Below are 20,546 nucleotides of genomic sequence, written 5' to 3'. Positions count from 1 at the left end.
CCAGGAGGCAGCAGTGAATATGTCTACCATCCTATAGTTGGATGTCCATGTATGTCTAGAGCCCAAGGGCCGTGCGCCTTTATTAACCGCGGGGGGTTAATAAAGGCGCACAGCGCGGAGCGCGGCTGCCGCTTCCTGCGCGACTACTGCATCGGTGACGTCGTATCCGTCCGATCCCCCGCCCGGGCCACCGGACACCGCGACAACCTTGCGTGCCGAGAGATGCACCGCATCGACGCCGACGGCGGCGATTGCCGGGATGTCGTCGACGGTTATTCCGCCACCGGCCATGATCTGGATCCGGCCCGCGGCATGTTCGACCATGCGACCGATCTCGTCGAGGCCCTCGCTGCAGGTGTCCGCACCCCCGGACGTCAGCACGCGGGTCACGCCCAGGTCGATCAGTTCGTCCAGCGCGGTCAGTCGGTCGGCCACCACGTCCATCGCACGATGTACCGTCACTTCGACCCTCGCACGGTCCACACATCCGATGATGCGACGCAGCACCACGGTGTCGATCGTAAGGTCTTCTGTCAGCGCGCCGACCACGATGCCGGAAGCTCCACCGGCCACGGCCGCACGTACGTCGTGCTCCATCACCCACACTTCGTCGGGTGAGAACACAAAACCTCCGGCGCGCGGACGGATCAGCGGGTGAACCGCGATCCCCACTTCCGACGCTGCCTCGATCACTCCGATGCTTGGCGTCAATCCCCCCGTCGGACCGAGCGCCGCACACAACTCGACTCGAGTCGCTCCTACCGAACGTGCGATCCTCGCCCCCCGCACGTCCTGCACCGCCAGCTCCAGAACCGTCATGTCAGAAGGACTGCCACGACGGCTTGTGCTCGAGCGCATACCGGTAGTAGTCGGCAAGTTTGAGCGAACTGGCCGCAGCTTCGTCGATCACGACGGTGACATGGCAATGCAATTGCATCACCGAAGCCGGGCAGAACGCAGACAACGGACCTTCGACGGCAGCGGCGATCGCATCGGCCTTACCTTCTCCGGTCGCGATCATCACCAGATGCCTTGCGTCGCTGATGGTTCCGAGACCCTGGGTCAGCACGTGGTGTGGGACGTCGTCCACCCCGTCAAAAAAGCGTGCGTTGTCGATCCGGGTCTGCTCGGTCAGCGTCTTCACGCGAGTTCTCGAGGTCAACGACGACCCTGGCTCGTTGAAGCCGATGTGACCGTCGGTGCCGATGCCGAGCAACTGCACGTCCACTCCCCCGGCCGCCGCGATGCTCTGGTCGTATCGTGCGATCTCTTTCCCCGGGCACGGCGCTTCACCGTTGGGACTCGACACCATCGCCGGATCCAGATTGACGTGATCGACGAACTCCGACCGAATCACCGAGTAGTACGACTGCGGATGGCGCTTCGGCAATCCCAGGTACTCGTCGAGCAGAAACGCCCGAGCCAGCGAGAAGTCGAGTTCGGCATCGCGATGCCTCGCTGCCAGTTCACGATAGGTTCCGATCGGCGACGACCCCGTTGCAAGCCCAAGCGTCGTCGCCCCGGCTCTGACGTAGCCTTCGACGATGTCCGCGACGGTCGAGTCGACCTCCGCGGGTGTCGGCTGAATTACGATTTCCATGATTGTTCCTTTCCGGCGGCTTTTCCGCCGAGTAGTACACGCCCCAGGCGCAAGTGACGATCGGTGACCAGGATGTCGGCTCGGCAGCCCACGGCCAGCGATCCGATCAGGTCGCCAAGCCCCAGCAGACGCGCTGGGCTCCGAGTTGCCGCTGCGACAGCGTCTTCCAGCGCGACCCCGCCGTCGAAGACGGTGCTACGCAGCACGTCGAGCAACCTCGCGGTCCCTCCGGCGATGGCACCGGAACTGCCGTCGGTGGTCGCGAGTCTTGCTACTCCGTCGGCAACCGTGACGTCGAGCGCACCGAGTTGGTAGTCGCCGTCGTCCATTCCGGCCGCGGCCATCGAATCGCTGACCAAGGCGATCTGGTCCGGTCCGACAGCGTCGAAGACCATCGACACGGTCTCGGGCGCAAGATGCACACCGTCTGCGATCAGTTCCACCACCATCTCGCCTCTCGCGGCAGCCGCCAGGCACGCCGCGACGGGACCCGGAGATCGATGGTGCAGGGGCGGCATCCCGTTGAAGAGGTGGGTTGCGCTGATCTGACCGGCCCAATCCCCGTGCACCGCAGCATCGATGCGCGCCGATGTCGTTGCCGCATCCGCATCGGTGTGACCGAAACTCGGCACGATGTTGCGACGACGCATGATCGCGAGCAACTCTTCGAAGTTCTCGGTCTCGGGTGCCAAGGTCATGGACCGCACGGTCCCCCGCGCGGCGTCACAGACGGCTTCGAGAAGGTCCGGATCGCCGGGCACGATCGCCGCCGGATCCTGGGCACCGCAGCGAACGCCGTTGATGAACGGCCCCTCGAGGTGGATACCCAGAAGTTCTCCGCGTTCGACCAGATCGGCGAGCATCGTTGCTTGTCGCACCAGATCTGCGCGCGGTGCAGAGACCAGGCTGGCCAGCATTCCGGTCGTGCCGTGCTCACCATGGTGCGCCGCAGCGCGGCTCGCACCATCGGCGTCGGTGTTCGGGAAACCAGCACCAGCTGCGCCGTGGCTGTGGACATCGATCAGGCCGGGCATGATCACCGTGTCGGTGCGTTCCGGAATGACGACGACCGGTGCGGACGCCATGTAGTCCGCAGCCGAGCCGACCCAGCTGATCTTCTCACCGTCCGCGACCACAACTCCGTCGTGAATCTTGCCGATCGGAGACCCGATCACCGTTCCCCGCAGTACGAGCGGATCGCCGACAGCAGCCGAGCCTGATGTACTCATGCTGACTCGCGAATCCGCGCGACAGCTGCTCTACCCTCGAGCGGGTTTCGCGCGCCCCGCGCCGCAGCGGCCATGTCCTTGCACACCGCCAGATCGAGAGAGGCCAGTTGCGCGCGAACTGCGCCCAATGCCGGGACCGACATCGACAGACTCGTCACGCCCAAACCGACCAGAACCGGAGCCAACAGCGGGTCCGACGCGGATTCTCCGCACACACCAACAGGTTTCCCGGCGTCGGCGCCCGCCTGACCGACCATCGCGATCAGATCGAGGACCGCCGGCTGCCACGGATCGAGCAGTTGCGCCAGGCCTCCGGCCATACGATCCACGGCGCAGGTGTACTGGCTCAGATCGTTGGTGCCGATACTGACAAAATCGAGGTGCTCGAGGATATCCTTCGCTCGCAACGCTGCAGCTGGAATCTCGATCATTGCTCCGACCTTGCCGATCCCCCGCGAACGCGCAAGTTCTGCAAAGTCTTTCGCCTCGTCGGCAGTGGCTACCATCGGCGCCATCACCCACAGATCGGCGCCCGTCGCGGTGCCTGCCGCCGCGAGGGCGTCGAGCTGACTGATGAGGGTGTCGGGATAGACCGTGCCGACACGAAGTCCGCGGATACCAAGGGCCGGATTCTCCTCGACCCCGAGATCGAGAAACGGCAACGGCTTGTCCGAACCCGAATCGAGAGTGCGGACCACCACCTTCTGTCCGGCGAAGTGCCCGAGCACCGACGCATACGTCTGCGCTTGCTCCTCCACCGAAGGTGCGTCGTGGCGCCCGAGATACGAGAATTCGGTACGGAACAGTCCGACGCCCTCACAATCCGCCGCCCCGGCCCGCGCGGCGTCCTCGAGGGTTCCGATGTTGGCCGACAACCTCACCGCGAACCCGTCACGCGTGCGTCCTGGACCATGTGCCGAAGCTGACTGCTCTGCCACGAACGATGCTTCGAGGACAGCGCGCTCGCGCATTTCTGCCGAGGGATCGATGGTGACCGTCCCGGTGGTGCCGTCGAGGATGAGGAGTTTTCCCTCCGCCAGCAGATCGGTTCCCGAGCAGTTGACCACGGCCGGGATTCCGAGCGACTTCGCCAAGATTGCGGTGTGGCTGGTCGGACCTCCTTCGGCAGTCAACAATCCGACCACGTCACTGTTGCCCAACGTCGCTGTATCTGCCGGAGCGAGGTCGCGCGCCACCAGGATGTACGGACGACCGGGAGCGGGGATTCCTGGCATCGGTTCCCCGCGAAGAACGGCCACGGCTCGCTGCCCGAGATCGCGCAAATCCGTTGCCCGCTCGGCCATGTACCCACCGAGCGCCGTGAGCTTTTCACAGAATGCGTCGAAGGCAACTGCGACGGCGTGTGCGGTCGGCAACCCCGATTCCAGGTTCGCCTTGGCCGCCTTCACGATGCCCGCATCGCGCGCCATCGCAGCCGACGTCGTCAGGATCTCCGCCGACACGCCCTCGACTGTCTCTGCACGCGAGAGCAGTTCCTCCGCGACGGCGTCCAGTGCCTCACGGATCCTGATCAGCTCCGCCTCGGGACTGCCGGTGATCGGGTCCGACGCCGAAGTCGGCTCAGGCGTGGAGAATCGCAACCATGGCGCACAGACCGAACCCGCGCTCACTCCGATACCCGCGATGCGGTTGTCCACACTCGCCGTCATCAGGCTTCGTCCAGTTCGGAGGCGAGAAGCTCTGCGAGCGAACCGACCGCAGCATCGGCGCCGTCACCGTCAGCACGCAACGTCACCGAATCCCCAAATGCGGCTCCGAGAGTCATGACAGACAACATGCTGGAGGCGTCGACGGGTTCGCCGTCGCCCAGCGAGATGGTGACGTCGACCGGCAGGTCGGCCGCGGCGCGCGCGAAGAGCGCTGCGGGTCGTGCGTGGAGCCCGACTCGGGATCCGATTGTCGTGGTTGCGATCGCCATGGTCAGCGTCCTCCCAGTTCCTTGTCGAGCTTGTTTTCCAGTTCGGCGACGAGCGGGGCGTCGGTGCGGCTGTCACCTTCGGCAGCCAGTGCCAGTTCGGCCTCGAGCAGCGCGGCGTCGGGCTCACCTCCGGCCACCTCGACCTCTTCTTCTCGTCCCGGCGTGCGCAGATTCCACTTCTTGATGACGAAGCTGAAAAGGAAGTAGTAGATCACGGCGTAGCCGAGTCCGATCGGGATCAACATCCACGCGTTGGTGGCCTTGCCGAAGTTCAACACGTAGTCGAAGAAGCCTGCGGAGAACGTGAATCCGTCGTGAATCCCCAGCGCATTGACCAAGGCCATCGACGTTCCGGTCAAGAGCGAGTGGATGACGTACAGCGGCCACGCAACGAACATGAAGGAAAATTCGAGGGGCTCGGTGATACCGGTGAGGAAAGCAGTCAGGCCGGTGGAGAGCATGATGCCGCCGACGAGCTTCTTCTGAGAAGGCTTGGCGTTGCGCCAGATTGCGAAGGCTGCAGCGGGGAGGGCGAACATCATGATCGGGAAGAAGCCGGTCATGAACGTACCGGCAGATGGGTCGCCGGCGAAGAACCGGTTGAGGTCGCCGCGAACGATCTGCCCGCTCGCGTCCTGGTAGTCGCCGATCAGGAACCACACGGCGGAGTTCAAGATGTGATGCAAGCCGGTGGGGATCAGGAGGCGGTTCGCTGCGCCGTAAATTCCGCCGCCCACAACGGTATTGGAAGCAACTGCTTCACCGACCCAGTTCAATCCGGAGTTGAACAACGGGTAGACGAATGCCATCAGGACACCGACGACAAGACCGGTGATCGCTGTCAGAATGGGAACGAGCCTGCGCCCGTTGAAGAATCCGAGATAATCGGGAAGCTTCGTTCGATAGAACCGCTGCCACAAGATCGCCGACAGCAAGCCCATCACGATACCGGCGAGCACACCGTAGTTGATCAGTGATTGATCCCCGTTCGGGTCGGTCTTCCCTTCGAGGACGATGGGCGACATCGCCTTGAACACTCCGTCGATCACCATGTAGCCGACGACGGCTGCCAAGGCAGTCGAGCCGTCGGCCTTCTTGGCCCAGCCGATCGCGATACCGACGGCGAAGATCAGCGGCAGCCACGTGAAGACTGCTTGCCCTGCCGCAGAGATCACTGCAGCGGCACTGTGCATCGAACTGAATCGCCCGAGCAGGTCGTCCTGGCCGAGGCGGAGCAAGATTCCCGCAGCCGGCAGAACGGCGATCGGAAGCATCAAGCTTCGGCCGAGGCGTTGAACCCCGGCGAACACTTTCGATTCCTTCTTCGGGGTGTCTTCGAGAGTCATCAAGGACCTTCTTCGTTCGCCGGGCCGCGTCGCGATCGGCCGCTGGTTCTGGAAATTCGGGTGTCGTGCACGTGCAGGTTTCGTGAAAATGCAGGTCACGGTTCATGCTCGGAAGTGAGGGCAAAACCGTTTTGTCGAAACTGTTGTGGAGCCGGACTTCCAACGGGTACTGTCCGATCATAACCAGTTGTAGTTTTACCTGGTGGAGGCGAGTTGTCAACACCCAAATGTGACATACGTAACCGGGATAGCCTTGACCAGCAACTAGTCAGCCCACCTGTACGACCGTTCAACGATCACGACCAACCCGACAATCAGGAGCAGCAAATGTCGAAAGCGGAAGCAATCATCAAGGGCCTCGGCGGCGCAGAGAACATCGTCGAGATCGAGGCTTGCATCACCCGCCTGCGTACCGAGGTCAAGGACGGAGCGAAGGTGAACGAGTCCGCTCTCAAGGCTGCCGGCGCACACGGCGTACTCAAGGCCGGAACGGTTGTCCAGGTCATCGTCGGGCCCGAAGCCGACACCCTTGCCGAGGACATCGAGGACATCCTGTGACGGTCGTCCTCGCCCCGCTGCCCGGCCGGGTCGTCGCACTCGCGGACGTCCCGGACCCGGTGTTCGCTCAGCAGATGGTCGGCTCGGGCGTCGCGATCGAACCCGCCCGCGGTCAAGGCCCGCTCACGGTCGTGGCGCCGATCAGCGGAAAGATCCTGAAACTGCACCCCCACGCGTTTGTGATCTTCGGCGAGAAGGCCACCGGCGTGCTGGTCCATATCGGCATCGACACGGTCAAGCTCGAAGGCGACGGATTCACGCTCATCGCCGCCGAGGGTGACACCGTCGATGCGGGTGATCCCATTGTCAGCTTCGATCCAGCGCACATCGACACGACCGGCTACTCGGCGATCTGCCCGGTTGTCGTAATGGATTCCAAACCGGACACCGTCGAATCCCCTTCCGTCGGTGGGGACGTCGCCACAGGCGACACTCTGTTCGACTGGTCGGCGTAACGCAAAGGGCGAGCACACCGGAAGGTGTGCTCGCCCTTTCGTTTCGAACGATGGCTATTGGTCGCCGCGCGTTTTGGGCCGCGCCTGGCCCTGGACTTCCATCTGCAACTGGTAGCGGTCGGATCGGTACCAACTGCGAGTGTGTTCGACCGGTGCTATCTCACTGAACGACACTCGATCGAAGTACAGAACCGGAGCGCCTTTACGAGTGCCGAGGAGAGTCGCGATCTCCGTACTGGCACCATCTGCACTGACAGTCTGCTCTGCCCGGTCGATCGGCTTGTCGTACTTGTCAGCGGTCGCCCGGTAGATCGAACCCGTCAAGTCCATGTCGAGTAGACCAGGCAACAGTTCCGGATTGAACCAGCCGTCGTCCACACTCACCGGCTCGCCGTCGGCGAGGCGCAAGCGCTTGACGTGATACCCCTCGGAACCCGGTCTCATATTCAGTGCGGCAGCAGTGCTTTCGGGGACCGGCCCCTGCTCACTGACCAGGACCACTGTGGTGGGGTGATGCCCCTGGGCCCTCATCTCCTCGGTGAACGACGCAAGGTGCAGCTTGGACTGGACAGCGCGGTGCGCGACAAAGGTGCCCTTGCCACGCACACGCACGAGGTGTCCGTCATTGACCAACTGGCCGATGGCCTCGCGAACAGTGATCCGACTGACGCCGTAGTCCTGCATCAGGTTTCGCTCGCTGGTCATCAAGTCGCCAGGCTGGAGTTCTTGGGTGCACTTGCGCAGGAGAATGGTGCGCAACTGCTCATGTTTGGGTATTGCGCTGTCGCGCAAATGAACGGGCATCACAGCGACTGTCCCTCCGAGAAATGAATAGTCGTCTATTCGCCGACGATAACGATCTGAAATCGCGGGCAGGTCCCGACCGGACCGGTCCAATTAACGATACTGGAATTCACGGTAGGAAACTAGCATCAGTCCGGAGTTGTCCGATTTCAACCGTCCAACCGTCGGTAGATGGACCGTATTTCGTCCAAGGCGACGTTCTGCTGAGCCATGTCCAATCCCAGTGCCGCCACCGCCTCACGCAGACGGCGGATATCCAGATCGTCGATCGCCGGTCGAAATTGCACCTTCGGTAGCGCGGGGAGGGCAGCCGCGATTCCGAACCAATTCTCGACGTCTACCGGAACAGTCGACTCCTCCTCCACTCCCCCGATCAACTGCTCCAGGTCGACCCCGCGAAGTCTCAGCAACCTCAGCGGATCGGTGTCGATCCGCTCGGCAGTCAAGAACGCCACGGCCGCAGCGTGTTTGCACGGCCAACCGTCATCGGGGCAGGTGCAGTCGAAACGGAAAGCCGACGGGCCGTCCGGTATCAGTTGGGCAGCAAGCATGTCCGGGACAGTGCCGGACACCAGCGCGGCAAGGCTTCCCGGCACTCGGCGGATCTTGGTGATGATGTCGTCGATATCCGATTGATCAAGAGTGTCGATCGACAGCGTGGAAACGAAAGGTTGAAGTTGGCTGCCCTGAACCTCGGCCGTCACCACTCCCGGTTCGATGTCGAGCGCCAAAACCTGACCCGAACGCGCATACGTTCGCCCACGCGTGACACGAGGTTTGTCGCCGATCTCTTCGACGACGCGGACAAAAGCCTTGCCCCAGAACGTTCTCCCGAACGCTGGACGAGGCTTGACCGGCGCAGGTGCCCGCCGCCGAGGCCCGGTGTACTCGCTGAAATCGGGGCCCTTACCGCGCGGACTCATTCGCCCACCGCGTCGTCGCCGAGTCGCAACAACTCGTCCAATTGCTCGACGCTCATCTCCGTCACCCAGTTCTCACCGGTCCCGACTGCAAGTTCGGCGAGTTCACTTTTACTCGCGATCATCGTGTCGATTCGCTCTTCCAAAGTTCCGACACACACCATCTTGCGGACCTGCACGTTCTTTCTCTGACCGATGCGGAAGACACGGTCCGTCGCCTGGTTCTCAACCGCCGGGTTCCACCATCTGTCGAGGTGAACCACATGGTTGGCCGCTGTGAGATTCAGACCCGTGCCGCCGGCCTTGAGCGAGAGCACCATGATGGGCGGACCGTCTGCGCATTGGAATGCCTCGACCATCGCGTCGCGTCCAGCTTTGGACACGCCGCCGTGGAGAAACGGAACCTCGGTGGTGAACCGGTCGGCCAGGTACGGCACCACTAATTCCCCGAACTCACGAAACTGTGTGAACAACAGAACCTTCTCGTCATCGGCCGTGACCGACTCGACGATATCTTCGACCAGGCCAAGTTTTCCCGAACGGTGTTGCCCGCGGCGCATCACCGGCGAACCGTCGCGCAGGAAGTGCGCCGGATGATTGCACACCTGTTTGAGTTTGGTCAGCGCAGACAGGACGGCGCCTTTGCGCTTCATCCCTTCCGTTCCCTTGATCTGCGCCATCATCTCGTCCACCACGGCGCGGTACAACGCCGCCTGTTCCTCACTGAGATTCGCTCGAACCGTCATCTCCAACTTCTCCGGGAGATCCGCGATCACGGAGGGATCGGTCTTGACCCGTCGCAGCACAAAGGGGGACGTGACGGCTCGCAGTCTCGAGACGGCAAGTTGATCTTTTTCCCGCTCGATCGGTACGACAAACCTTTTGCGGAACATCTGCTCCGAGCCGAGTACCCCGCGATTGGCAAAATCGAGGATTGACCGCAGCTCGTCCAGTCGGTTCTCCACCGGCGTTCCGGTCAGAGCAACGCGATGATCCGCGGGGATGCTGCGAGCAGCTCTCGCCTGAGATGTCTTGGCGTTCTTGATGTGTTGAGCCTCGTCGAGCACTACGCGCCGCCAGTCGAGATCCTTGAGGGCCGCGACGTCGCGGGTCATGAGCGCGTAGGTGGTGATCACGAGGTCACTCTCACGAACTGCCTGTTCCAACTCCGCCCCGGTAGCGCGATCCGAACCGTGATGAACGTAGACGCGCAAGCTCGGCACGAATCGCGCCGATTCACGCTGCCAGTTTCCCACAACCGACATCGGGCACACCAAAAGGGTTGCTGTCTTGGACTTCTCGTGCGCAAGTAACGCCAACAGTTGCAGCGTCTTACCCAGACCCATGTCGTCGGCCAGAACAGCGCCGAGCCCGAGAGCACTCATGTACGCCAACCAGTCGAGACCGCGTCGTTGATACGGACGCAAAGTCGCGTTGACCGTCGACGGTACCGCGACCTGCCGCGGAGCTACCGACTGGTCGAGCAGTGCAGAGGCCCATCCGGTTGCCTTCACTTCCTCGACCGGCAGGTCTTTGAGGTCGTCGGCGATCAAATCCTTGATCAGATCGACAATCGCTCGGTCCCCGCTCGAGTGCCGCTGACTGACAAAACGAGCCGCGCGGGCCAGGACGTCTTTGTCCGCCTGAACCCACTCGCCGCGCAACTGGACCAGATCGGACTTCGCATCGACCAGTCGGGTCATTTCCTCGGCGGTGAGCACCTTGTCTCCGAGCGCCAATTCCCAATCGTATTCCAGCAATTGGTCCATACCGACCGTACGATTCTCCGCAACGATCGGAGACGCCGCCGAGGTTACCCGCACACGCAGGGATGGAGACACCACGTTCCAGGCACGCGGAAGCAGCAGCGTGATCCCTCGCTCTCGCAGGACTATCGCGCCGTGTCCGACCAGGTCCATCACGACAGGAGTGGGCAGCAACAGGTCGAGACTGTCCTCGTCGCGCGGCACGTCGCGAAAACGTGGGTAAGCCTTGATCGCCTCTTCGAGTTTGCGGCTGCCGAGCTGGATACGTTTGGGATCTGCCCGGTGCAGTCGAACACGTTCGGGCGCTTCACCTTCGGGACGCAAACACACGTGCAGACGCCACAGCGCATCGTCGTCGGGATCGGAATTGTCGTCGAGTTCAGGCTCGATCAGCCGCAGAACCAGGTCCGGCTCTCCGGCGGTGAACGTCGACCCCCATTCGGCGAGTCCCTCGGCCGCTCGTACCGACACGTCGTCGAAAGCGTCCCCGGACAACACGGCCTGCCACAGCGGGGTCTGCACCACCGGATGCGAGTCACCGAGAACACGACGGACGATCGGGTCCGTGAGTTCGTTCGTGATGTCTTCGATCGTCGCCCTCGGCGAGCCGACCGCCCGCTGCACCGGCGGCATGGCCACTACCAATTCGCCGATCCAGGCGCGCTGGCGTTCCCCCACCGACAACTGCCACCGCGGCCACCAACTACCCTCGGCTCGCGTCAGCGCCGGCACCACCCGCCCGGCGCGCACCCAACGGTCGATTCCTCGCGCCACGTGCACGAGAAAGTGCAGGTCTCCCGCGATTCGCTGGTCGTCGGCCTTGAACCGTAGCAGGAGATCGACTGCGTCCGGCGGCGCCAACGCAACCGCTGCGTACTCACTCTGCAAAGGCCCGCCAGGCACGGGCGGCATAGCGACATTCACACGATGACGGAACTTACGATGCAGGACAGCACTGACCGGATCTCGCGGATCGTCGGTTCCGGCACCGTCGTGCCCGTCGACCCACAGTTTGAGCCCCGATCCCGGTGACCAGAGTCCATGCAGCATCCGACCATCCAATCAGGTGCCACCGACACCGCTCTTCGTCACCACCCTTCCGGACCGTCCTTCCGATCTGGCTGGGCAATAGGCTGGCAGTCATGACGACGGCATACGGCTTCACCGAGTACGGCGGACCCGACACACAGTCCTACTTCGACATCACCCTGCCCCCACCGGGTGCCGGCCAACTGCTGGTGTCGGTCCGAGCGGCGGGCGTCAACCCAGCTGACTGGAAAGTTCGCGCAGGTACTCGAAAAGATACTGTCCCGGTGACGCTGCCTGCGGTTCTGGGCCGCGAAGTGTCCGGTGTTGTCATCGGAGTAGGTCCGCGGGTCACCGAGTTCGAGGTCGGCGACGAAGTGTTCGGCGCTACCGCTACCGGCTTCGGCGGCTACGCCGCGTCGACATTGCTCAACGTCTCCTCGACAGCACACAAGCCGCCGACCGTGTCCTGGGCCGATGCCGCGGTGCTGACGGTTGCGGCGGGAACGGCCTACGACGCACTCCACGATCTCGGTCTGAAACCCGGGGCAACACTCCTGCTGCTCGGCGCCGGCGGCGGCGTTGGTCGAAGCACGACCGCGCTTGCGGTGTCTCGCGGCATCGACGTCATCGGCGTCGCGAGTGAGTCCAAGCGAACCGCGATCGAGGGAGCGGGAGCACGGTGGGTTGCGTCGGGAGACGCCTTTGCAGGCGAAGTGTCCGCGTTGTCCCCAGACGGAGTGGACGCGGTTTTCGACCTGGTCGGCGGGGACACTCTCACTCGCGGCGCTGAGCTCGCCCGATCGGACGCGCCGATCCTGAGCATCGCCGATCCTCTGGCGGCGAGCCGACTCGGCGGCGGTGGTGTCGAACGCCGAAGGACTACAGCAGTATTCACGGAGGTCGCGGCGCTCGTGGCCGACGGGACCCTCGACCCGTCCGTGTCCGGCCGTTACCCATTCTCCCGCGCTGGGGAAGCGCTCGCTGCAGTCGAAGACGGCCATTCAGCCGGCAAAGTGGTGATCGAGTTCGGCTGATTTCTGTCGGCCCCCGATGGTTCAATCACGGTCTACGACGGGCGGCGTTGAATCACCGTCTACGACGGACGGGGGCACAGGTGGTTGCACGGTTATCTGCGATCCTGTCGACGCTCGCGCTCGTATGTCTCGTCGCGTCCTGCGGATGGTTCGGGGACGAGCGTCTCGATTCGGCCCCGGGCAGCCCGACACGATCGGAACTGGAAGAGCTGCTGTCCCGGACCGCGATTGTCGACAACCGACCACATCCGGGTGGATACGAGCGCGGCTGCGGTAACGGCGAGGCTTGCGTCTTCGGCCCCGCTTGGTCCGACGACCAGGACGCACCTGGTGGCCACGACGGGTGCGATACCCGCAACAACGTTCTGGCCCAAGATCTCTCGGACGTGGTGTTCAAACCGGGAACACGTGACTGCGTCGTACTGTCGGGCGCGATGACCGACCCGTACTCCGGTGATCGCATCGAATTCGAACGCAGCCAGGCCAAGTCCGTTCAGATCGACCACGTCTTCCCACTCGCCGCGGCTTGGGACTTCGGCGCGAACTCCTGGACGCCCGCGCTTCGGATGAGGTTCGCGAACGACACGTCACTGAACCTGTTGGCCGTCAACGGCCCCGACAACCAGTCGAAAGGCGACAGCACGCCCGGTGAGTGGTTGCCGCCCAATCCTGCATACCGATGCTTTTACGCCGGCAAGTACTTGACCGTCGCGATTTCCTACGGCTTACCGGTCAGCCGGGCGGATCACTCGGTGTTGACAGAACTCGCCACTCGCTGTTGAGCTACCGGCCGTCCTTCACCACTCGACCGCTCTGAATGACGAGTGCGATGCGCTCACGATCGGCGAAGATGGACGGATCCGTCAACGGATTGCCGCGGAATGCAACGAGGTCGGCGAACTTGCCGACTTCGATGGTGCCGACCTCGTCGGCGATACCGAGAATGTCGGCGTTGATCCGGGTAGCGGAAACCAATGCGTCCATCGGGGTTTCGACCTTGGCGCGCAGGACTAGCTCCATTCCCCGGCCCGTTTGATCGGTACCGATGAGGTCCGATCCCAGTCCCACTCTGACGCCGGCATTTCGAGCAGCAAGAAGCCCGTCGATCTGACCCTGCATCATCTGGCCGATCCGAGCCGAAATCGATTCGGGTAGACCTGCTGACGCCGCGCTGTCCGAGAGTGCCTGCACCACAGCCAACGTCGGCACCAACGCGACGTCGTGCTCGGCCATCAACTTGGCAGTCTCGTCGTCGATACCTGAGCCGTGCTCGACGCATTTCGCGCCGGCAGTGACAGCGTTTCGGATTCCCTCGTTGTTGTGGGCATGCACCGTGACATAGGTACCGCGCGCATTGGCTTCCTCGACGGCAACTTCGATCTCGTCGACCGTGAACTGGGTATCGGTGAGCTTGTCATGAGTCGATACCACTCCCCCGGTAACACACAGTTTGAGGAAGTCCGCACCCCTGCGGAACGTCTCGCGAACGTTCTTTCGCATTTCGTGCGGACCGTCGGAAAGCAGAGACATACAACGTAATCCGGGGATGTCATGATCGGACCAGTCCGAAGTCGGCTCCCACTCGGCCGCCAGGTGTCCGTGTCCACCGGTCTGGCACTGGATCGGGCCGCACTGAATGATCCGCGGACCCGGAATCTTGCCCGAGGCGACAACTCCGGCGAGTCCACCGTCGATTCCGCCGCAGTCACGAACAGTGGTGAATCCCCCGTCGAGGGTCGATGCGCAGGTCGCGAACATGTCTGCAGCGAGTTCGGCTACCGAGATCTGACGCCGCAGGCTAGGTGCGAGATCGCTCGATCCACCGAGATGAACGTGTGCGTCGATGAGGCCGGGAGTGATTGTCAGCCCGGTGCAGTCCAGCACCTCCGCCCCCGCGGGCGGCGTTCCACCGAGTGCACTGATGCGGCCATCTTCCACGGCAACAGCGCAGTTCTCGATCGGGCCGGCGCCCGTGCCGTCGATGATCGTTGCACCGGTCAGCCATACGACAGACATATTGAATGTTCCTCCGACGTGTACCGATCGCCGGAAGATTCCGCCGACATACCGAATAGGGTTCGGTTAGTATGATGCATACCGGCTCCCGAAATCAAGGAGTTGTCATCAATCGATCAAGTCCGAGATTGCCGACGAATCCCTCACCAGGAGAATCGATGCCGCGTCCCACTCAGCCGATACTGTCCACGCGAAACATCACCGACGCGGCTCTGGATGCTGTCGACGCAACCGGCGACTTCACCATGCCCGGGATCGCCAAGCAACTGAACGTGACTCCGTCTTCGCTCTACACACATATTTCGGGTCGATCCGAGATCGTCGAACTCATGCGCATCCGCGTGATGTCGTCGATCTCTGTCCCCCACCCACCCGCAGGATGGAGCGAACGGATCAGCGCGTGGGGGTGGGCATATCGCCGAGCTGCCGTCGAACATTGGCGCCTCATCCCGCTACTCATGACACGCAGCGTCCGCACCGAGGTGACTTTTGATATTGATACTGCACTCGTTCAAGCATTTTCGGACGGGGGTTTCGATTCGACCGATACGCGTCACGCAATTTCCACGCTGGACAGTCTGGTTCTCGGATCCGTCGTGAAACTCTCGACGCCGGATGTCGCGTGGACTCAATCCTCCAACCCGAGCGAGGTCACGCGTGAGGCCGCGAACCCACTGCGAACCGACGACACCTTCGACTTCGGCCTGCGAACGCTGATCGCTGGATGGATGGCCCAGTGCGTCGTCCGCCTGTATACCGAATCCCATTCGGATCTACCTGTCACTTCACGGTGAACGACCTCGTATGCCATCCAGTGGCTCCACCGGGAATCGGCGGAGTGCGCTCTTCCACCTGAACGTTCCCGTCCAAATCCGTCGCTCTGACCTGCACGGTGTGCAAACCTGAGCCTGCATCCCACATCCACGACCATTGACGCCAGGTGTCGATCGAGTACTCCTGCGCCAGTGTCGCCGGTTGCCATTCGCCGTTGTCGACGCGAACCTCGACCTTCTCGATCCCGCGATGCTGCGCCCAGGCCGTTCCCGCCACCAGCACCTGGCCCGGCTCGATCGGCGCCAAAGCTGCCGGCACCTCGATACGCGAGGACGTCTTGATCGGTGCCTGCGCACCCCAACCGCGCTGGGTCCAATAGGCCTCAACCTTGTCGAAACGCGTCAGTTCCCACTCCGTCACCCACTTGGTGGCGGAGACGAAACCGTACAGGCCGGGAACTACTTGCCGAACGGGATAGCCGTGCTCGAACGGCAACGGCTCACCGTTCATCGCCACGGCGAGAATCGCGTCACGGCCGTCGGTGACTATCTCGACCGGGGTGCCGACTGTGAAGCCGTCGACGCTGGTCGACAGGAGCATGTCGGCGTCGGGATGGACACCGACTTCGTCGAGCAGGTCCTTCATGGGATAACCGATCCACTTCGCGTTCCCGGCCAGAACGCCGCCCACCTCGTTGGAAACACACGTCAGCGTGATGACCCGTTCGATGGGCGTTCGCGCCACCAGATCGTCGAACGACAACGTCATCTCGCGGTCCACCATTCCGTGAATCCGCAGTTCCCACGAATCCGTCGTCAATTGCGGAACGAGGAGTGCAGTGTCGATTCGATAGAAGTCGTCGTTGGGCGTGATGTACGTCGACGCACCCGCAATCGCGATGTCCGCACCCGCCGGAATCGGCGGCGCCGGGTCAGCGGCAGTGGGTACGACAAAGTCTTCACGATTCGCTACTGCTCCGGCGATTCTCTGCCCCACGAACTTCCCGGCGGCACCCGCTGCCGCAGCCACTGCCAACGCCGCACCTGCCAGCAGAAGAAACTGACGACGAGGCAACCACGAGTCGGCGACGCCAGGCGAGAGCGGCACCTCGAGTTGCGTGATCAGCAACCGCAAGGTTGCGACGCCCGCCACCACACCGACCAGCGTCGGGAACACGTACATCGCATCGGCAGTCGGGCGCTGCATCGCCGCATACACACCAACCGCGCCCAGAAGAACGAGGATGACACTGCCGATCGGGCGGCGTCGCCGTTCCAACAGCCCGGCTACCGCACCGAGCAGAACGATCAATATCGACATTCCGATGAACAGCGCCGGCTTGTCGTTGGTGCCGAAGGTGTCGATCGCGAACTCGCGAGCCCACGCCGGGGTTCGGTCGACGGTGGTCGCGCCAACTGCGTAGAAGGGCGACGCGTCCGGGTTGATCGGCAGCGCCACCAGTTCACCGACGCCCAGGACGACAGCCGCGGCCAACACTCCGGAGATCGCGTGAGCAGCCCATCTACGACGCGGTGGACGAGATTCGGTGCTCGGGTGCTCGTCGATGTTCTGTGTGACCATGTCGTCTCGGCTCTGTCGGTGCGAGTGGTGCTTCGATCGGATACCCGACATTCGGCGCTGCGGGACATCCGGATGGGTGCACTCCTCCATCAAGAACTACGCCGAACTCGCGATTAGAGTGGGAACGATGACCGTCGACCTCAACAAGGACACGCTCCTGTGCATGTCGCTCTCCGGGCGACCGAGCAACATCGGCACCAGGTTTCACAATTACCTCTACGAGGAATTGGGCCTGAACTTCGTCTACAAAGCCTTCACCACCGAAGACGTACCCGCCGCGATCGCCGGCATACGAGCACTCGGGATTCGAGGCTGCGGGGTGTCGATGCCGTTCAAGGAACAGGTCATCGAGCACATCGACGTCATGCACGATTCGGCCAGCGCCATCGACTCCGTGAACACGATCGTCAACGAGTCCGGAGTGCTGCACGCCTACAACACCGACTATCAGGCGGTGGCCGATCTACTGCGTGACAACGACGTCGACACGAGCCTGTCCGTCGCTGTCGCCGGCAGCGGGGGCATGGCAAAAGCAGTCGTCGCTGCGGTGCGCGACACCGGATTCACCGACGTCACCGTGATCGCCCGCAACCAGCAAGTGGGGTCGTCGCTCGCGAAGCAGTACGGCTTCGACTGGCAGGCCGAACTCGGCGAGCTTCGTCCCGGTGTGCTGATCAACGCCACTCCGATCGGTATGTCCGGCGGCGCAGAAGCAGATGCACTGTCGTTCCCCGAACAAGCAATGCGCGCCGCCGATGTCGTCTTCGACGTCGTCGCGATGCCTGCGAACACGCCACTGATCGCGTTGGCGACCGAACTCGGCAAGACGGCGATCACGGGAGCGTCGGTCATTGCCCTTCAGGCCGCCGAGCAGTTCGTGCTCTACACCGGCGTGCGTCCGAGCGCGGAGCAGATCCAGCGAGCGTCGGAATACTCACGGGCGTAGGAACCACGTCGCCGTGAACGAGACCGGGGAGACTCCACCTCAACAACTCGCGCGGAACTTCAACGAGTTGTTGCAAGAACTGCGCGTCGCGCTCTCTGGTGTTCAGATCCTGTTTGCCTTCCTGCTGGCCGTGGCATTCACCGAACGCTACGAGGAAGCGTCGGCGTACATCCGCGGCATCCACTTGGTGACGGTGATCCTTGTTGCCATCTCGTTCGGGTTCCTGATGGCACCCGCGGTCTGGCATCGCATGCTCTTCCGCCGTGGGCACCGCGAGAACATATTGCCCGTGGCCAACCGATTCGCCCTGTGCGGCATAGCCTTTCTGGCCGCCTCCATGACCGGCACGGTCCTGTTGATCGCCGAGGTCGCCGTCGGCGGAGTTGCCGCAAAGGTTTTGGCAGCGTGCGCCGCGATCATGTTCACGGCACTGTGGTTTCTCGTGCCGTCATTCATCGATCGCACCAAGAGCTGACTCAGGCTCCGGTGTCGACGGCGCGAGTGTTGTCATTCGACCACTGTGACCACGAGCCCGGGAACAGCGTCGCGTCGTAACCGGCGATCGCGAGTGCCGCAATCTCATGCGCTGCAGTTACTCCGGATCCGCAGTACACCGCGACACTGTCTCCGGCGCCCAGTCCGGCGAACCGCTCATGCAGGCGGGTCGCATCCAGGAACCGACCGTCGCCGGTGATGTTCTCCGCCGTCGGCGCGCTCACCGCACCGGGGATGTGCCCTGCGACGGGATCCATCGGCTCGACCTCGCCGCGGTACCGCTCCCCTGCTCGGGCGTCGAGAAGCACACAGCCCGCACGCGTCCAGTCGCCGACGCCGTCGATGTCGACCGTCGGCATGTTGCCGCCGGTGAAAGTCACATTGCCCGGAGTGACCGACTCACCGATACCGGCCGCCAACGGCAGTCCCGCGGACTCCCAGGCCTGTAGCCCGCCGTCGAGCAGTCGGACATCCGAGAGCCCGGCCCACCGCAGCAGCCACCAACCACGGGCAGCGGCCGTGTTGCCGGTGGCGTCGTAAAGCACCACCGAATCACCGTCGTCGATTCCCCAACGACGCGCAGCGTCCTGCAGGTCTTCGAGACTCGGCAGCGGATGCCTTCCCTTGCCCGGCGACGGCGGCGAGGCAAGTTCCTCGTCGAGGTTCACGAATACCGCGCCGGGAATATGGCCGTCGCGAAAATGCTGCTCGCCGTTCGAATCACCCAGCGCCCATCGGACATCGAGCAATCGCGGCGCAGTTCCGGCCTCGATGAGAGCGGACAGTTCTTCGACGTCGATCAGCACGGGAAGTGTCATGAGCCCATCCTGACACGACCACTCATGCAACCCCGAAGAAGGCACCGAGACCCACCAACAACACTCCCGTCACCACGTCGATTCGCTTGCCGACGCCAGGACGACGCAGCTTCTTGCCGGCTCCGGCCGCCAGCACCACCACGATCGCCCACCACAGTGCCGCGGCGACCACCGTCGCGCCCGCCAACATCAACGTGCGCAGCCCTGCGCCTTCACCCGGCTCGATGAATTGCGGGAGTAACCCGAGAAAGAACAACAGCGCCTTCGGGTTCAGCAAGTTCGAGAGGAAGCCGTAGCGAAATGCCGTGGTGACCGCGATCGGTTCTTTCGCTGCCGGAATTCCCTCGTCCGAGGCTCGGGCCTTGAAAGCACTTCGAATCGCGGAGATGCCGAGCCAGGTCAGATATGCCGCCCCGGCGTATGTGAGCGCAGAGAGCAACTGTGGCCGTGTCGCCACAAGTGCGGAGAGACCAAGTGACGCGGCAGCGGTGTGAACGAAGAGCCCGGAAATCACACCGGCGGCCACCACCGCGCCGGTCCGACGATCTGCCAGAGAATGACGCAGGATCAGGACAAAATCCGGTCCCGGCGTGAACAGGACGATGGATAGCAGGGAGCCGAAAGCGAGCCATTGACCGACACTCATCCGAAATACCTCACACCCGAGCTGATTCGAGACACATGTTCATGCCAGGAGTGTGCAACTGGATCCGGGAAGTTCAAAACGACTCCGGATATAGTTCGGCAGATGACGAAGAATGAGCCTCTGGATCCGGTGGACTGGAAGATTTTGGCCGAATTGCAGAACGACGCGTCGATCACCAACAAGGTATTGGCCGATCGAGTCGGTTTGGCGACGTCCTCGTGCCACGAGCGCGTACGACGCCTACGTGCCAACGGAACAATTAGCGGTATCCATGCGGTTGTCGATCCGGCAGCCGTTGGCCGGTCGATGCAGGCGATCATCGCCGTTCAATTGCGACCACACCGCCGCGACCTCGTCGACCGGTTCACCGCCGACGCGCTAGCGCTGCCGGAAACGCTTGCGCTCTTCAACGTCTCGGGGCCCGAGGATTTCTTCCTCCACGTCGCGGTCCGTGACAGTGCGCATCTACAGCGAGTATTGATCGACCACCTCGCCGCACATCCCGAAGTCTGGCATGCCCAAACGCACCTCATCTACGGCAAAGCGGTCACCTCACCCATCCGACCGGACAGGTAAATCGGGTCTGGGGC

Annotated in this window: 21 protein-coding genes; 8 read left to right on the top strand and 13 right to left on the bottom strand. The window is 63.0% G+C overall.

Annotation, left to right across the window (positions count from 1 at the left end):
• Positions 1–96 precede the first annotated feature (96 nt).
• Genes B0E55_RS24675 through B0E55_RS24650 form a run of 6 tightly spaced genes read right to left on the bottom strand, consistent with a single transcriptional unit; the run spans position 97 to position 6,114 of the window.
• Positions 97–819: a copper homeostasis protein CutC gene (locus tag B0E55_RS24675; protein WP_080910647.1), complete on the bottom strand. Its 723-nt coding sequence runs from the start codon at positions 817–819 to the stop codon at positions 97–99.
• Between the two features lies 1 nt (position 820).
• Positions 821–1,600, bottom strand: coding sequence for a glucosamine-6-phosphate deaminase (gene nagB / locus B0E55_RS24670; protein ID WP_080910646.1), 780 nt, complete (start codon positions 1,598–1,600; stop codon positions 821–823).
• A complete protein-coding gene (locus tag B0E55_RS24665; protein WP_080910645.1) occupies positions 1,588–2,829 on the bottom strand; it encodes an N-acetylglucosamine-6-phosphate deacetylase in 1,242 nt (413 codons plus the stop codon). Before B0E55_RS24665 ends, nagB begins: the two co-directional genes overlap by 13 nt.
• Complete coding sequence (ptsP, locus tag B0E55_RS24660; RefSeq protein WP_080910644.1) at positions 2,826–4,499, bottom strand: phosphoenolpyruvate--protein phosphotransferase; 1,674 nt, start codon at positions 4,497–4,499, stop codon at positions 2,826–2,828. The genes B0E55_RS24665 and ptsP overlap by 4 nt, the downstream gene beginning before the upstream one ends.
• A complete protein-coding gene (locus B0E55_RS24655; protein WP_019749212.1) occupies positions 4,499–4,768 on the bottom strand; it encodes an HPr family phosphocarrier protein in 270 nt (89 codons plus the stop codon). Before B0E55_RS24655 ends, ptsP begins: the two co-directional genes overlap by 1 nt.
• Before the next feature lie 2 nt (positions 4,769–4,770).
• Positions 4,771–6,114, bottom strand: coding sequence for a PTS transporter subunit EIIC (locus tag B0E55_RS24650; RefSeq protein WP_080910643.1), 1,344 nt, complete (start codon positions 6,112–6,114; stop codon positions 4,771–4,773).
• A 327-nt stretch (positions 6,115–6,441) separates the two neighbouring features.
• On the opposite strand from B0E55_RS24650, the gene B0E55_RS24645 reads away from it, so the two are divergent.
• Complete coding sequence (locus B0E55_RS24645) at positions 6,442–6,672, top strand: glucose PTS transporter subunit EIIB (protein WP_003941324.1); 231 nt, start codon at positions 6,442–6,444, stop codon at positions 6,670–6,672.
• Positions 6,669–7,127, top strand: coding sequence for a PTS sugar transporter subunit IIA (locus tag B0E55_RS24640; RefSeq protein WP_019749215.1), 459 nt, complete (start codon positions 6,669–6,671; stop codon positions 7,125–7,127). Before B0E55_RS24645 ends, B0E55_RS24640 begins: the two co-directional genes overlap by 4 nt.
• A 54-nt stretch (positions 7,128–7,181) precedes the next feature.
• Here the strand turns inward: B0E55_RS24640 and B0E55_RS24635 are convergent, their stop codons facing one another.
• The 3 genes from B0E55_RS24635 to B0E55_RS24625 form a co-directional block, all read right to left on the bottom strand.
• Positions 7,182–7,931, bottom strand: a complete 750-nt coding sequence (locus B0E55_RS24635; RefSeq protein ID WP_019749216.1) for a GntR family transcriptional regulator — start codon at positions 7,929–7,931, stop codon at positions 7,182–7,184.
• A gap of 149 nt (positions 7,932–8,080) precedes the next feature.
• A complete protein-coding gene (locus tag B0E55_RS24630) occupies positions 8,081–8,854 on the bottom strand; it encodes an SWIM zinc finger family protein (protein WP_080910642.1) in 774 nt (257 codons plus the stop codon).
• Positions 8,851–11,667 (bottom strand): DEAD/DEAH box helicase, encoded by a 2,817-nt coding sequence (locus B0E55_RS24625; RefSeq protein WP_080910641.1) that lies wholly within the window; start codon positions 11,665–11,667, stop codon positions 8,851–8,853. The genes B0E55_RS24630 and B0E55_RS24625 overlap by 4 nt, the downstream gene beginning before the upstream one ends.
• Before the next feature lie 92 nt (positions 11,668–11,759).
• Here B0E55_RS24625 and B0E55_RS24620 point away from each other — a divergent pair, with 92 nt between their 5' ends.
• Together B0E55_RS24620 and B0E55_RS24615 are read left to right on the top strand one after the other, a co-directional pair.
• Positions 11,760–12,680, top strand: coding sequence for an NADP-dependent oxidoreductase (locus tag B0E55_RS24620; RefSeq protein ID WP_080910640.1), 921 nt, complete (start codon positions 11,760–11,762; stop codon positions 12,678–12,680).
• An 80-nt stretch (positions 12,681–12,760) separates the two neighbouring features.
• Positions 12,761–13,462 carry an HNH endonuclease family protein gene (locus B0E55_RS24615; protein WP_080910639.1) on the top strand — a complete coding sequence of 234 codons (702 nt, stop codon included), beginning with the start codon at positions 12,761–12,763 and terminating at the stop codon, positions 13,460–13,462.
• Position 13,463: 1 nt separating this feature from the next.
• Here the strand turns inward: B0E55_RS24615 and B0E55_RS24610 are convergent, their stop codons facing one another.
• Complete coding sequence (locus B0E55_RS24610) at positions 13,464–14,696, bottom strand: metal-dependent hydrolase family protein (protein ID WP_080910638.1); 1,233 nt, start codon at positions 14,694–14,696, stop codon at positions 13,464–13,466.
• Positions 14,697–14,854: 158 nt separating this feature from the next.
• Here B0E55_RS24610 and B0E55_RS24605 point away from each other — a divergent pair, with 158 nt between their 5' ends.
• Positions 14,855–15,490 (top strand): TetR/AcrR family transcriptional regulator C-terminal domain-containing protein, encoded by a 636-nt coding sequence (locus tag B0E55_RS24605; RefSeq protein ID WP_019749222.1) that lies wholly within the window; start codon positions 14,855–14,857, stop codon positions 15,488–15,490.
• Here B0E55_RS24605 and B0E55_RS24600 read toward each other — a convergent pair.
• Complete coding sequence (locus tag B0E55_RS24600) at positions 15,477–17,051, bottom strand: molybdopterin-dependent oxidoreductase (RefSeq protein ID WP_020908339.1); 1,575 nt, start codon at positions 17,049–17,051, stop codon at positions 15,477–15,479. The genes B0E55_RS24605 and B0E55_RS24600 overlap by 14 nt on opposite strands.
• A 127-nt stretch (positions 17,052–17,178) precedes the next feature.
• Between B0E55_RS24600 and B0E55_RS24595 the strand changes: the two genes are divergently transcribed.
• Positions 17,179–17,997, top strand: coding sequence for a shikimate 5-dehydrogenase (locus tag B0E55_RS24595; protein WP_080910669.1), 819 nt, complete (start codon positions 17,179–17,181; stop codon positions 17,995–17,997).
• 13 nt (positions 17,998–18,010) lie between these two features.
• Positions 18,011–18,472, top strand: a complete 462-nt coding sequence (locus B0E55_RS24590; RefSeq protein WP_003941357.1) for a DUF6328 family protein — start codon at positions 18,011–18,013, stop codon at positions 18,470–18,472.
• Between the two features lies 1 nt (position 18,473).
• Here the strand turns inward: B0E55_RS24590 and B0E55_RS24585 are convergent, their stop codons facing one another.
• Entirely contained in the window at positions 18,474–19,310 is an 837-nt protein-coding gene (locus B0E55_RS24585; RefSeq protein WP_080910637.1) for a sulfurtransferase, read from the bottom strand.
• A 22-nt stretch (positions 19,311–19,332) separates the two neighbouring features.
• Positions 19,333–19,956 (bottom strand): LysE family translocator, encoded by a 624-nt coding sequence (locus tag B0E55_RS24580; RefSeq protein WP_003941342.1) that lies wholly within the window; start codon positions 19,954–19,956, stop codon positions 19,333–19,335.
• A 102-nt stretch (positions 19,957–20,058) separates the two neighbouring features.
• On the opposite strand from B0E55_RS24580, the gene B0E55_RS24575 reads away from it, so the two are divergent.
• Positions 20,059–20,532, top strand: coding sequence for an Lrp/AsnC family transcriptional regulator (locus tag B0E55_RS24575; protein WP_003941284.1), 474 nt, complete (start codon positions 20,059–20,061; stop codon positions 20,530–20,532).
• The last annotated feature ends 14 nt before the right edge of the window (positions 20,533–20,546 follow it).

The sequence above is a fragment of the Rhodococcus sp. 66b genome (assembly GCF_002076325.1).
GTDB lineage: Bacteria > Actinomycetota > Actinomycetes > Mycobacteriales > Mycobacteriaceae > Rhodococcus_F > Rhodococcus_F erythropolis.
The sequence above is the reverse complement of the archived record's forward strand: the minus strand, read 5'-3'. Positions and strand labels throughout refer to the sequence as shown.